This window comes from Streptomyces sp. NPDC059002, from assembly GCF_042740435.1.
Classification (GTDB): domain Bacteria; phylum Actinomycetota; class Actinomycetes; order Streptomycetales; family Streptomycetaceae; genus Streptomyces.
Genome location: NZ_JBHYJI010000049.1, coordinates 22,341 through 34,913 on the forward strand (window position 1 = coordinate 22,341; position 12,573 = coordinate 34,913).

At 71.3% G+C, this 12,573-nt stretch carries 12 protein-coding genes; 8 read left to right on the forward strand and 4 right to left on the reverse strand.

What is annotated here, in order from left to right; all coding sequences use genetic code 11:
* Positions 1 to 52: 52 nt before the first annotated feature.
* Together ACFWZ2_RS32510 and ACFWZ2_RS32515 are read right to left on the reverse strand one after the other, a co-directional pair.
* Positions 53 to 334: an Lrp/AsnC family transcriptional regulator gene (locus ACFWZ2_RS32510; protein WP_098242014.1), complete on the reverse strand. Its 282-nt coding sequence runs from the start codon at positions 332 to 334 to the stop codon at positions 53 to 55.
* Positions 331 to 1,062 carry a rhomboid family intramembrane serine protease gene (locus ACFWZ2_RS32515; protein ID WP_384551786.1) on the reverse strand — a complete coding sequence of 244 codons (732 nt, stop codon included), beginning with the start codon at positions 1,060 to 1,062 and terminating at the stop codon, positions 331 to 333. The genes ACFWZ2_RS32510 and ACFWZ2_RS32515 overlap by 4 nt, the downstream gene beginning before the upstream one ends.
* Positions 1,063 to 1,190: 128 nt before the next feature.
* On the opposite strand from ACFWZ2_RS32515, the gene ACFWZ2_RS32520 reads away from it, so the two are divergent.
* The 5 genes from ACFWZ2_RS32520 (at position 1,191) to ACFWZ2_RS32540 (ending at position 6,618) form a co-directional block, all read left to right on the forward strand.
* Positions 1,191 to 1,430 (forward strand): hypothetical protein, encoded by a 240-nt coding sequence (locus tag ACFWZ2_RS32520; RefSeq protein ID WP_223774176.1) that lies wholly within the window; start codon positions 1,191 to 1,193, stop codon positions 1,428 to 1,430.
* Between the two features lie 34 nt (positions 1,431 to 1,464).
* Entirely contained in the window at positions 1,465 to 2,814 is a 1,350-nt protein-coding gene (locus ACFWZ2_RS32525) for an NYN domain-containing protein (protein ID WP_384551788.1), read from the forward strand.
* A gap of 269 nt (positions 2,815 to 3,083) precedes the next feature.
* Positions 3,084 to 4,115 carry an NlpC/P60 family protein gene (locus tag ACFWZ2_RS32530; RefSeq protein ID WP_384551790.1) on the forward strand — a complete coding sequence of 344 codons (1,032 nt, stop codon included), beginning with the start codon at positions 3,084 to 3,086 and terminating at the stop codon, positions 4,113 to 4,115.
* Between the two features lie 225 nt (positions 4,116 to 4,340).
* Positions 4,341 to 5,378 (forward strand): NlpC/P60 family protein, encoded by a 1,038-nt coding sequence (locus ACFWZ2_RS32535; protein ID WP_384551792.1) that lies wholly within the window; start codon positions 4,341 to 4,343, stop codon positions 5,376 to 5,378.
* Positions 5,379 to 5,415: 37 nt separating this feature from the next.
* Positions 5,416 to 6,618 (forward strand): hypothetical protein, encoded by a 1,203-nt coding sequence (locus ACFWZ2_RS32540; RefSeq protein WP_384551794.1) that lies wholly within the window; start codon positions 5,416 to 5,418, stop codon positions 6,616 to 6,618.
* On the opposite strand, the gene ACFWZ2_RS32545 is transcribed toward ACFWZ2_RS32540, so the two are convergent.
* Positions 6,575 to 7,834 (reverse strand): glycosyltransferase 87 family protein, encoded by a 1,260-nt coding sequence (locus tag ACFWZ2_RS32545; protein ID WP_384551795.1) that lies wholly within the window; start codon positions 7,832 to 7,834, stop codon positions 6,575 to 6,577. The genes ACFWZ2_RS32540 and ACFWZ2_RS32545 overlap by 44 nt on opposite strands.
* A gap of 107 nt (positions 7,835 to 7,941) precedes the next feature.
* On the opposite strand from ACFWZ2_RS32545, the gene ACFWZ2_RS32550 reads away from it, so the two are divergent.
* A complete protein-coding gene (locus ACFWZ2_RS32550; RefSeq protein WP_384551797.1) occupies positions 7,942 to 9,084 on the forward strand; it encodes a glycosyltransferase family 4 protein in 1,143 nt (380 codons plus the stop codon).
* Positions 9,085 to 9,162: 78 nt separating this feature from the next.
* Here the strand turns inward: ACFWZ2_RS32550 and ACFWZ2_RS32555 are convergent, their stop codons facing one another.
* Positions 9,163 to 10,959, reverse strand: a complete 1,797-nt coding sequence (locus ACFWZ2_RS32555) for an AMP-dependent synthetase/ligase (protein ID WP_384551798.1) — start codon at positions 10,957 to 10,959, stop codon at positions 9,163 to 9,165.
* Positions 10,960 to 11,256: 297 nt separating this feature from the next.
* On the opposite strand from ACFWZ2_RS32555, the gene ACFWZ2_RS32560 reads away from it, so the two are divergent.
* Together ACFWZ2_RS32560 and ACFWZ2_RS32565 are read left to right on the forward strand one after the other, a co-directional pair.
* The gene (locus tag ACFWZ2_RS32560; RefSeq protein WP_384551800.1) at positions 11,257 to 12,027 is read left to right on the forward strand and encodes a metallophosphoesterase; all 771 of its coding nucleotides are present in this window, start codon (positions 11,257 to 11,259) and stop codon (positions 12,025 to 12,027) included.
* 74 nt (positions 12,028 to 12,101) lie between these two features.
* A complete protein-coding gene (locus tag ACFWZ2_RS32565; protein WP_384551802.1) occupies positions 12,102 to 12,542 on the forward strand; it encodes an SRPBCC family protein in 441 nt (146 codons plus the stop codon).
* Positions 12,543 to 12,573 lie beyond the last annotated feature (31 nt).

The window sequence follows — 12,573 nt, forward strand, 5'->3', positions numbered from 1 at the left end:
AGCCGCAGATGAAGAAACCCTCATCCGGGCGGACGTCCGGGGCGGGCGTGGCCTACGAGTCGAGGCCGATCGCGAACGCCGCCTCCAGGTCGTGCTGCGAGTACGTGCGGAACGCGACGTGCGTGTCCGTGCCCTCCACGCCCGGGATCTTGCTGATCCGGCCGGGGATGACGTCCGCGAGGTCGTCGTGGCGCGTGACGCGGACCATGGCGATCAGGTCGTACGTGCCGGTGACGGAGAAGACTTCGCTGACACAGTCGAGCGCGGCGATCGACTCGGCGATCTCCGGAATCCGGTCCACGCTGGTCTTGATGAGCACGATCGCGGTGATCACGGCTGACTGTCTCCCTCGGTGGCCGGTGCTGTGCCTTTCACTCTAGCCCTCCATCCATAGACCCCCCACGCGTAGCAGAAGCCGAGGGAGAAGCCCACCAGGTGCGCCAGATAGGCCACCCCCGTGCCCCGGCCGCCCTGCCCCGCCGCCAGCCACTGCAGCGCCACCCAGAACGGCAGCACCACCCATGCGGGAAAGCGCAGCGGCAGGAAGAAGAGGAACGGGAAGAGGCTGGTGACACGTGCCTTCGGGAAGAGATAGAGGAAGGCGCCGAGGACGGCGGAGATCGCGCCGGAGGCGCCCACCAGCGTCTGGCCGGAACCGGCGTGCGCGGCCGCGTAGGCGAGCAGGGCGAAGTATCCGCAGACGACATAGAAGAGCGCGTACTGGAGGTGCCCCATGCGTTCCTCGACCATCGCCCCGAATACGTACAAGAACAGCATGTTCCCGAGCAGATGAAGCCAGCTTCCGTGCACGAACAGAGCGGTGAACGGTCCCAGAGCGGCACGCGGGACACCGCTGAACAGCTCGACCGGCACCACGCCCCAGCGCTCGAAGTACGCCTGCTGCGCGGCGAGCAGCCGGTCGCCGCCGCCGTACCCGGGGTTGAACCCGGACACCGGGGAGATCAGGAAGACCACGCAGCAGACGACGATCAGTCCGTACGTCACCGGGGCGGACTGCCCCCGGAGCATCCGGCCGGCCTTCGAACCCCATGTGCTGATCATGAACAGAGCATGACGTAATGGGCGCTACCTGCACAGACCGCCATGCCGCAGCGGAGGCCGCCGCATGGCGCCCCTTACAGGCCTTAGGGTTACGGGCAATACGCACCCGATGAAAGCGAACAGCCACGATGACGGTTCCCCTGCCGACCGACACCACCCGGTGGCGCTGCACGCTGTGCGGCAATCTCACGCGTTTCGACGTGACCCGCACGTCGAAGGTCGTCGAGTATGTCCATCTCGACCTGGCCGGTGAGTCGAACGTCGAGGAACGCGAGGTGGTCAGTGAGACCATCGAGTCGGTGCGCTGCCGCTGGTGCAACGCCGTGGATCAGGTGGAACTCGTGGACAGGCCGGGCACCGACTCCTGAGGGAGCGGGGCCCGCACGGCAAGTGGGGTGACGGATGGTGGAGAGCGCAGGCGGGGAGCCGGACGACGGCACCGCTGAGGTGCTCGACCGTCCGCTGCCCGACGGAGTGCGCCGGCGGGTCGTGCAGATCGCGTCGGACGGCTTCGGCGGGCTCACCCTGGCCGAACTGCCCGCACAGCTGAGGCAGTACGCCCGCTTCACGCCCACCCGGCGCGCGAAGTTCGCGGGCAACGCCATGGCGGCGGCGCTGGACGGCGACACCCTCTTCCGGCAGCGCATCGGCGAACGTCTCAGAGAGGCGCAGCCGGAGCTCGCGAACGCCCTGGACGCGGGCTCGCCGCCGCCCGCCGCCGACCCCCTCGACGTCGCGGCCGCGGCCTATGTGCTGCGCCCCACGGGCTGGGTGAAGCTGGTGACCGCGGCGGGCGAGGAGGCCCAGCGGGCCGATGCCGAGCGCGCCGACGAGGAGACCAGGGCCGAGCTGGAGCGGCTGCGCGAGGAACTCGCCGCAGCCCGCGGCCAGACCAGGGCCGAGACCGAGCGGCTGCGCACGGAACTCGAATCGGCGCGCAGGGAAGCCGAATCGATGCACCGCAAGCTGCGCGGGGCACTCAGCGACGTCAAGCGGGGCGAGGCCGCGCTGCGCAAGGTGGCCGGCGAGATCGAGGCCGTGCGCTCCGAGGGGCAGGCGCAGGTGTCCGCGGCGGAGAGCGAGACGCGCCGCCTCAAGGCGCGGCTCGCCGAGACCGAGGCCGCGCTCGAAGCCAGCCGCAGGGCGGCCCGCGAGGGGCGCAGCGTCGAGGACATGCGGGTGCGACTGCTGCTCGACACGGTCCTCGAGTCCGCCCAGGGACTCCGTCGCGAACTGGCCCTGCCGCCCGTGTCGGTGCGGCCCGCGGAGACCGTGGACGCCGTCGAGCCCGGCCGGATGTCGCCCAAGGACATCGCGGCCCGCGCGCTCTCCGAGAACGACCCGGCGATCCTGGACCAGCTCCTCGCCCTGCCGCAGGCGCATCTGGTCGTGGACGGCTACAACGTCACCAAGACCGGCTATCCCACGATGCCGCTGGAGAAGCAGCGGCTGCGCCTGCTCGGCTCGCTCTCGCAGCTCGCCCTCCAGTCGGGCGCCGAGGTCACCTGTGTCTTCGACGGCGCCGAGCTGGCCGCGCCGGTGCTGCTCGCGCCGCCGCGCGGGGTGCGGGTGCTGTTCTCCAAGCCCGGTGTGACGGCGGACGAGTTGATCCGTCAGCTGGTGCGCGCGGAGCCGCCGGGGCGGCCCGTGGTCGTCGTCTCGACCGACCGCGAGGTGGCCGACGGGATCGCGAAGGCGGGTGCGCGCCCGGTGGCTTCGGTGGTGCTCCTGAAGCGGCTTTCGCGGGGCTAAGGGTGCTCAAGTAACTCCTGGTCTCTATGCCCGAATTGAGACGCAGCTCACGCGACGTAGCGTCAAATGATCATCACTGCCTGTGGGTTGTCGGTAAAGAATGCTTGCGGCGAAGCGATTTTTCCTGATCAGGATTTGAACTGATCACAAGAAGGTCACTAATGTCTCGCCTCGAACCTCCGCTCGGTTGATCGCCCATCCGGGGTGACGGCGGCGGTACCCGCCCACCGGGTCTCGGTAGGCGGCTGGAGGAAGAAGGAGCCGCCTTCGTGGCGTCCCACCGTCGACCCAAGCAGCCGAGCCGCACCCGCGTGACCGTGCTCACCGCAACCGCCGCCGCTGCCGTCGCTCTCACCTCGCAGGGCGCCGCCCAGGCCGCGCCGAAGCCGAGCAAGGACGAGGTCAAGTCCAAGGTCGACGCGCTCTACGAGGACGCGGGCAGGGCCACCGACAAGTACAACGGGGCCAAGGAGAAGCAGGAGAAGCTCGAGAAGCAGATCGGCGAGCTCCAGGACAAGGTCGCCCGCGGCCAGGAGGAGCTCAACGACCTGCGCGGCGGCCTCGGTTCGATGGCCAGCGCGCAGTACCGTTCCGGCGGCATCGACCCCTCCCTGCAGCTCTTCCTCTCCTCCGACCCGGACGACTACCTCGACAAGGCGTCCACCCTGGACCAGTTGAGCAGCCAGCAGGTCGAGGCGCTCAAGAAGATCCAGGAGAAGCAGCGGGACCTCGCGCAGCAGCGCAAGGAGGCCGCGGGCAAGCTGGACGACCTCGCCGACACCCGCAAGGAACTCGGCAGGAAGAAGAAGGAAGTCCAGGGCAAGCTCGGCGAGGCGCAGAAGCTCCTCAACACGCTGACGGCCAAGGAGAAGCGGGACCTGGCCGCCAAGGAGCAGCGCGCGAGCCGCGCCGCCGGCGACCGCGTGGACCTCGGCAAGGAGGCCCCCGCCTCGAACCGTGGCGCCGCCGCCCTGTCCGCCGCCGCCACCCAGCTCGGCAAGCCGTACGTCTCCGGCGGCTCGGGCCCCAACTCCTACGACTGCTCCGGGCTCACCCAGTGGGCGTACTCGCAGGCCGGTGTCTCCATAACCCGGACCACGTACACGCAGCAGAACGACGGCACGAAGATCGGCCGCAACGAGCTGAAGCCCGGCGACCTGGTGTTCTTCAACAACCTCGCGCACGTCGGCTTCTACGCGGGCAACGGCCAGGTCCTGCACGCCCCCAAGCCGGGCGCCGTGGTGCGCTACGAGTCGATGGCGTACCTGGGCACCTTCCAGTTCGGCGTCCGCGTCGCCTGACCTCCGCGTCAACGCGCTGCCGACACCGCCCGAACGGGCGAATTCCGGCAACTCCCGCTGACCCCGCGCCCCGTTGATGACCTGCGTCTGAAGCGGGGCGCCGGTCTTTCCACGCACGTTCCGTACGCCGTCGGGTCTTTGGCCGCTCCGTAGTCCCACGGCTACTGTCGCGCGCATTCCCCCGGAAAGACGGGGGTCCGTCAGCGGAAGGGAGAGCGGCGTCCCGTGGGGTCCCATCGCCGTCCCGCACAGCCCGGCACCGACCGGAGCACGCGCGTGACCGTCCTTTCAGCGGCAGCGGCCACCGCGGCGGCGGCCTTCGGCGCCGCACCCGCAGGTGCCGCGCCGCAGGACAAGCCGTCCGACACCCGGGCCAAGGTGGACCGGCTGTACGAGCAGGCCGAGCAGGCAACCGAGGCGTACAACAAGGCCGACGAACGCGCGGACAAGCTGCGCGCGCAGGTCGAGCGGACCAAGGACAGCGTCGCGCGCGGCCAGGAGCGCATCAACATGATGCGCGGCGCGCTCGGTTCGCTGGCCGGGGCGCAGTACCGGTCGGGCGGCATCGACCCCTCGCTGGCCCTGATGCTCTCCTCCGACCCGGACGGTTACCTGGAGAAGGCCGCCGCCCTCGAGCGCATCGGCGCCCGGCAGGCGGGCCGGCTCAAGGACCTCCAGGAGGCCCAGCGGCAGCTCGCGCAGCAGCGCGCCGAGGCCACCCGCAAGCTGGCCGAGCTGGAGAAGAGCCGCACCACCGTCGCCCGCCACAAGCGCACCGTCGAGCACAAGCTCGCCAAGGCGCGGCGGCTGCTCAACTCGATGCCGAGCCAGGAGCGCGAGGCGTACGACAGGTCGTCGCGCTCCGGCAGCGCACGCGCCGAGCTGCCGGACCTGACGGGAGCCGGTGCCCCGTCCTCCTCGCGGGCCGCCGCGGCGATCGCGGCGGCGCGGGCCGCGGTCGGCCGCCCCTATGTGTGGGGCGCCAACGGGCCCTCGGGATTCGACTGTTCGGGCCTCACCCAGTGGTCGTACGCCCAGGCAGGGGTGGGCCTGCCGCGCACCTCGCAGGCCCAGCGGTACGCCGGGCGCCAGGTGTCCCTCGCCGAGGCGCAGCCCGGCGACCTGGTCGCCTACCGCGACGACGCCAGCCACATCGGGATGTACATGGGCAACGGCCAGGTGGTGCACGCCCCGTACCCCGGGGCGCCGGTGCGCTACGACCCGGTGGGCATGATGCCGGTGTCGTCCGTGACGCGGATCTGACCAGCGGCCCGGCCGCGGGGCACCGTACGATCGGAATGTGGCTGGTCACAGGCGTGGGTCCCGGGTGGTGGCGCTGTGCGTCGTGCTCTGCCTCGCCGTGCTCGCCGGATGCGGCGGCGATCCGGTCCCGGACGCCGCGGGCCGCGAGGTGCGCACGCTGCTCGAACAGCGCGCGCACGCGGTCCTCGACCGGGACGCCCGGGCCTACGCGCGGACCGAGCGGCCCGCCGCGGGAGCGCCCGACCTCTTCGAGAACGTCCGCGACGTCCCGCTGGACTCCTGGGAGTACCGCCTGACCGGCCTGGACCGCTCGGGCTCGCGCGCCACGGCGAACGCCCAACTCCGCTACCGCGTCAAGGGCTACGACCGCGCCCCGCTCACCGCCGCGCGCACGCTCTCCCTGGCGCGGCACGACGGGCGGTGGTACGTCACCGCGGAGCGGCCCGAGAAGAAGTCCGGGGAGCAGCTCTGGGACCAGGGGCACGTGACGGCCGAGCGGGGCGCGCGCAGCCTCGTCCTCGGCGTCGGCCAGAGCGCCGCGGAGCTGCGCGCCCACCGGGACGTCGCCGACCGCGCGGTGCCCGCGGTGCGGGACGCCTGGCCGGGGAGCTGGCCGGGCCGGGTCGTCGTCCTCGTGCCCCGCTCCCTGGACGGCATGGCGGGCCTCCTGGGCGCGCCCGCCTCCGGGTACCGGGGGATCGCGGCGGTCACCACCGGCGAGTCGGGCGGCTCGGGGCGGGCGCCCGCCGACCGGATCATCGTCAACCCCGAGGCGTACGGCGTCCTCGGCGACTTCGGCAAGCAGGTCGTCCTCACCCATGAGACGACCCACGTCGCGACCCGCGCGCAGACCTCCGCGGCCACCCCGCTCTGGCTCTCCGAGGGCTTCGCGGACTGGGTGGGCTACCGCGGCACGGGACGCACCGCGGTGCAGGCCGCGCCGGAGCTGCGGCGCGCGGTCCAGGACGAGCGGGTGCCCGGCGCGCTCCCCGAGGACGACGACTTCGGCTTCGGCGGCGACGCGGACCGCCTCGCGCAGGCGTACGAAGGCGCATGGCTGGCCTGCCGGATGATCGCCGAGCAGTGGGGCGAGCGGAAGCTGACGGACTTCTACCGGGCCGTCGGCGCCCACAAGGAGCGGGCGGGCGCGGTCGAGGACGCGCTGCGGGACGTCCTGGACACCACTGCGCAGGACTTCACGGCGCGCTGGCGTACGTATCTGCGCTCGGAGCTCGGCTGACCTGTCCCGGCATCGACTGCCGCTCCCGGGCGCGCGGTTCGGACACGGTCTGCCGCCACAGGCTCCGGCAGGCCAGCAGCGTGGCCGCGACCAGCAGGCCGTTGCGTACGAGGAGCAGGGCGACGCCCAGCGGATCGCTCAGCACCACGTGCGAGAACCACACGGGGAACTCCAGGAACGTCACGAACGTGGCCACGAGGACCAGCCGGGCGGGCAGCTCCATCCGGCTGGTGCGGAAGGCCAGGCACACGGCGGCAACCCCGACCAGCCACAGCATGTACTGGGGGCTGATCACCCGGCTCGTCGTCGTGAAGAGGAGCACGGCCACGAACGCCGCGTCCGCCAGTGTGCTCGCCGACCGGGCCTTCGCGCGCAGGCGCCACACCAGGAGCCAGCCGAGGGCCGCCGCCGAGAGGACCTGCGCCACGGTGCTGACCAGCGGGACGTACGGGCCCAGGAATTCCACCGAGCCGTAGTTGAGCCGCACCTCGCCCTGCCAGCCGAAGTACCGGGCGACATGCAGCACGAGGGCGCCGAGCGACTCCACCTCCGTGCCCCGGTCCCGCTGGAAGGTGAGGAACGCCAGGGCGCCCGGCATCGCCACCAGGAACGCCAGCGTGATCCCGCAGGCCGTGCCCGCTGCGGCGCTCCAGGACCGTCGGGTCGCCCGGCCGCGCGGGGTGCCGACGAGCAGCAGCACCGGCCACACCTTGAGCAGCGCGCCGAACCCCACGAGCACGCCCGTCGTGCGCGGATGCCGGGCCCCGGCGAGCAGCGCGGCGACCGCGACGGCGGTCACCAGGACGTCGTAGCGGGCGTACACGATGGGGCCGAGCAGCGCCACGCCCACGACCCACACCCAGGCGCCCCGCGGCGACTTGCCGGGCCGCCGCCCCGCGTACAGGAGCAGCCCGCACACCGCGGCGTCGGCGAGGCAGCAGAGCACGAAGAAGGCCTGCGCGTAGCCGAGGAAGGGCAGCAGCGCGGGGGAGAGGATCGCCAGGGCGGCGGCGGGCGGGTACTGCCAGGTGACGTCGTCGAGCGGGAAGGTGCCGGTGCGCAGGACCTCGAACCAGCCCTGGTAGATGACGGAGACGTCGCTGGTCACGTCGGGGCCGGGGGCGATGAGCACATGGAAGACGCAGAGCAGCAGGACGGTCCTGGTCAGGACCCAGACGGTCAGGATGCGCGCCATGCGTGCCTCGCCCCTTTTCATGTACTTCATTGTGATTCGTGAAGTCATGATGCCGGGGGCGACCGTGCGGGGGCCAAGAGGCCGGGCCGTGCGGTGCCCGCGGGCGGCTTTCGGTACTGTCGGGCGCGATGCACAAGACCCTGATCGTCACGAACGACTTCCCGCCCAGGCCCGGTGGCATCCAGGCGTTCCTGCACAACATGGCGTTGCGCCTGGACCCCGAACAGCTCGTCGTCTACGCCTCCACCTGGAAGCGCGGCCGCGAAGGCATGGAGGCCACCGCGGCCTTCGACGCCGAGCAGCCCTTCAAGGTCGTACGCGACCCCACGACGATGCTGCTCCCCACCCCACGGGTCACCCGGCGCGCGGTCTCGCTCCTGCGCGAACACGGCTGTACGTCGGTGTGGTTCGGCGCGGCCGCACCGCTCGGCCTGATGGGCTCCGCGCTGCGCAAGGCGGGCGCCACGCGCCTGGTCGCCACCACGCACGGCCACGAGGCGGGCTGGGCCCAGCTGCCCGCCTCCCGCCAACTCCTGCGGCGGATCGGCGAGTCGACCGACACGATCACCTATCTCGGCGAGTACACGCGCTCCCGGATCGCCGCCGCGCTCACCCCCGCCGCGGCAGGCCGCATGGTCCAACTGCCGCCCGGCGTCGACGAGAAGACCTTCCACCCCGGCTCCGGCGGCGACACGGTACGCGCCCGCCTCGGCCTGACCGACCGCCCCGTGGTCGTCTGCGTCTCGCGGCTCGTGCCCCGCAAGGGACAGGACACACTGATCCTCGCCATGCCGCGGATTCTGGCGGGGGTGCCCGATGCGGTGCTCCTCGTCGTCGGGGGCGGCCCCTACGAGAACGACCTCCGCAAACTCGCCGCCGAGACGGGCGTCGCCGACTCCGTCCGCTTCACCGGCGCGGTGCCGTGGGAGGAACTCCCCGCGCACTACGGCGCGGGCGACGTCTTCGCCATGCCGTGCAGGACCCGGCGCGGGGGCCTCGACGTGGAAGGCCTCGGCATCGTCTACCTGGAGGCATCGGCGACGGGCCTTCCCGTCGTCGCCGGGGATTCTGGCGGGGCGCCGGATGCGGTGCTCGACGGTGAGACGGGGTGGGTCGTCCGAGGCGGGGTGCCCGAGGAGGCGGCTGACAGGATTACCGCCTTGCTCGGCGATGCGGAGTTGCGTGCCCGTATGGGGGAGCGGGGCCGGGAGTGGGTCGAGGAGAAGTGGCGCTGGGACTTGCTGGCGGAGCGCCTCAAGGAACTCCTGTAGCGCGTAAGGGGCTGCCGCCGGGGGTTTCGCTGGCGGCAGCCCGCCGTACGGGGCTGGCCGCCACGGCGAGTGGGCACATCAGCCCCGGTAGATCGCTTCGATTTCGTCGGCGTAGTCCTTCGCCACCACATTCCGCTTCAATTTCAGCGAAGGCGTCAGATGTCCGGACTCCTCCGTGAACTGGGAGGACAGGACACGGAACTTCCGTACGGACTCCGCCTTGGAGACCGCCGCGTTCCCGTCGTCCACCGCACTCTGGATCGCGGCGAGGAGATCCGGGTCGTCCCGGAGCGACGCCGCTGTGGAGCCCGCCGGCTTCCCGTGGTCAGCGGCCCAGCGGCCGAGGAACTCGTCGTCGACGGTGACGAGCGCGCCCACGAAGGGGCGGCCGTCGCCGACGACCATGCACTCGGCGACCAGCGCGTGCGCGCGGATGCGGTCCTCGATCACGGCGGGGGCGACGTTCTTGCCGCCCGCCGTCACGATGATCTCTTTCTTGCGTCCGGTGATGCGCAGGTAGCCGTCCTCGTCGAGGGTGCCGATGTCGCCGGTGTGGAACCAGCCGTCGGCGAGGGCCTCTTCGGTGGCGCCCTCGTTGTTCCAGTACTCCTTGAACAGGTGCTCGCCGTGCAGCAGCACCTCGCCGTCGTCGGCGATCCGGACGACGGAGCCGGGCAGCGGCTGGCCGACCGTGCCGATCTTCTGGCGGTCCCACGGGTTGAAGGCGGTGGCGGCGCAGGACTCGGTCAGGCCGTAGCCCTCGAGGACCGTGAAGCCGATGCCGCGGAAGAAGTGGCCGAGGCGCTCGCCGAGCGGGGCGCCGCCGGAGATCGCGTGCTCGCCGCGGCCGCCGAGCACCGCGCGCAGCTTGCTGTAGACCAGCTTGTCGAAGACCTTGTACTTGATCTTCAGGCCGAGCGAGGGGCCGCCGGGGGCGTCGAGCGCGCGGCTGTAGGCGATCGCCGTGTCCGCGGCCTTGTCGAAGATCTTGCCCTTGCCGTCGGCCTGCGCCTTGGCGCGCGCCGCGTTGTAGACCTTCTCGAAGACGCGCGGCACACCGAGGATCAGCGTCGGCCGGAAGGAGGCGAGATCGTCGGTGAGGTTCTTGATGTCGGGCGCGTGGCCGAGCTTGATCGGCGCCATCAGCGCGGCGACCTCGACGAGCCGTCCGAAGACGTGCGCGACGGGCAGGAAGAGGAGGACCGAGCAGTCGCCCGTGCGGAACAGGGGTTTGAGGCGTTCCACCACGTTGCCGCACTCCGCGAAGAAGCTGCGGTGCGTCAGGACACAGCCCTTGGGGCGGCCCGTGGTGCCCGAGGTGTAGACGATGGTGGCGGGGTCGTCGGCGCTCGCGACGGCGCTGCGCTCGTCGACCGTCTCGTCCGTGACGTCGGCGCCCGCGCGGTGCAGCTCGTCGACGCCGCCCTTGTCGATCTGCCAGACGTCCGTCAGGGAGGGCAGCCGGTCGCGTACGGACTCGACGGCGGCGGCGTGCGTGTCCAGCTCCACGAAGCAGGCCACGGCCCCGGAGTCGCCGAGGATCCACTGGATCTGCTCGGCCGAACTCGTCTCGTACACGGGCACGGTGACCGCGCCCGCGTACCAGATGGCGAAGTCGAGGAGCGTCCACTCGTAGCGGGTGCGCGACATCAGGCCGATGCGGTCGCCGGGCCGGACGCCGGCGGCGATCAGGCCTTTGGCGGTGGCGCGCACCTCGGCGAGGAAGGTCTTGGCGGTGACGTCCTGCCAGCGGCCGTCGGCCTTGCGGCCGATGACGGCGACATCCGGGTGCTGCGCGGCATTTCTGCGGACGATGTCGGTCAGATTGCCGTCCGCAGGGACCTCGTACAGGGCCGGAAGGCTGAACTCGCGCAAGACTGCTGCTCCTACATAGGGCACCGACGCCACGACGTTGTGTGCTGCGACGGTGCGGTCCAAGATCGGGCAGGTGCTCAAGCGGGGGAGGACTGAGCACTACTGGACTGCCCGGACGTTACCCATCGGTATGGCTGGTTCGGTAGGGGGGCAGGGCCAGATGTTCGGTGCGTCACACGTCGTTGTGGTCTGAATCGCACAGTACGCCACCGTCTTCCCGACTCGGAAGTAACCGCAGGTCCAGCCGCTGCCCTGAGCCACTACCGTCCGCCGGACGGCCGTCCTAGGGTGATCGGCATGCCAGCTTTCCGGGTCAACGTGGTCAGTGACGTGCACGGCAACGCGGCGGATCTCGCCCGTGCGGGGGACGGCGCGGACGCGCTCGTCTGCCTCGGTGACCTCGTCCTCTTCCTCGACTACGCCGATCACTCGCGGGGGATCTTCCCCGATCTGTTCGGCGCGGAGAACGCGGGCCGCCTGGTGGAGCTGCGCACCGCCCGCCGTTTCGACGAGGCCAGGGAGTTCGGCTCCCGGCTCTGGGCGGGCATCGACCGCAGGCCCGCGATCGAGAGCGCCGTCCGCAAGCAGTACGCCGAACTCTTCGCGGCCTTCCCCACCCCGACGTACGCCACCTACGGCAATGTCGACATGCCGAAGCTGTGGCCGGAATACGCCGGGCCCGGCACCACCGTCCTCGACGGCGAACGGGTCGAGATCGGCGGCCGCGTCTTCGGCTTCGTCGGCGGCGGCCTGCGCACCCCCATGCGGACGCCCTACGAGATCAGCGACGAGGAGTACGCGGCCAAGATCGAGGCCGTCGGCGAGGTCGACGTGCTCTGCACGCACATCCCGCCGGACATCCCCGAGCTGGTCTACGACACCGTGGCGCGCCGCTTCGAGCGGGGCAGCCGCGCCCTGCTCGAAGCGATCCGCAGGACCCGTCCGAAGTACGCGCTCTTCGGCCACGTCCACCAGCCGCTGGTCCGGCGCATGCGCGTCGGCGCGACGGAGTGCGTGAACGTCGGGCACTTCGCCGGGTCGGGCAGGCCCTGGGCCCTGGAGTGGTGAGCCCCGTGGCGCGCGGTAGCCTTCACGCGGTACAACCCACCTCATCCCGGACCGCATCTGGAGGAGCCACGGCCATGGCCGAACACACCAGCTCGAGCATCACGATCGAGGCGGCGCCGGCCGAGGTCATGGGGGTGATCGCCGACTTCGCGCGCTACCCGGACTGGACGGGCGAGGTGAAGGAGGCCGACGTCATCTCCACCGACGAGCAGGGCCGCGCCAAGGAGGTCCGCCTCGTCATGGACGCGGGCGCGATCAAGGACGACCAGACGCTCGGCTACACCTGGACCGGCGACAACGAGGTCAGCTGGACCCTCGTCAAGTCCCAGATGCTGCGCTCCCTCGACGGTTCCTACCTCCTGAAGCCCGCGGGCTCCGGCACCGAGGTCACCTACCAGCTCACCGTCGACGTCAAGATCCCCATGCTCGGGATGATCAAGCGCAAGGCGGAGAAGGTCATCATCGACCGCGCCCTCGCGGGCCTCAAGAAGCGCGTGGAGTCCAAGGAGGCGTGACGCTTCCGGGTCACGTACGCCACTGACGTAC

Bases quoted from the DNA above. Each gene is read 5' to 3' on its own strand.
- ACFWZ2_RS32515 (WP_384551786.1), bottom strand. From the start codon at position 1,062: ATGATCAGCACATGGGGTTCGAAGGCCGGCCGGATGCTCCGGGGGCAG.
- ACFWZ2_RS32520 (WP_223774176.1), top strand. From the start codon at position 1,191: ATGACGGTTCCCCTGCCGACCGACACCACCCGGTGGCGCTGCACGCTG.
- ACFWZ2_RS32525 (WP_384551788.1), top strand. From the start codon at position 1,465: ATGGTGGAGAGCGCAGGCGGGGAGCCGGACGACGGCACCGCTGAGGTG.
- ACFWZ2_RS32545 (WP_384551795.1), bottom strand. From the start codon at position 7,834: ATGAAAAGGGGCGAGGCACGCATGGCGCGCATCCTGACCGTCTGGGTC.
- ACFWZ2_RS32550 (WP_384551797.1), top strand. From the start codon at position 7,942: ATGCACAAGACCCTGATCGTCACGAACGACTTCCCGCCCAGGCCCGGT.
- ACFWZ2_RS32560 (WP_384551800.1), top strand. From the start codon at position 11,257: ATGCCAGCTTTCCGGGTCAACGTGGTCAGTGACGTGCACGGCAACGCG.
- ACFWZ2_RS32565 (WP_384551802.1), top strand. From the start codon at position 12,102: ATGGCCGAACACACCAGCTCGAGCATCACGATCGAGGCGGCGCCGGCC.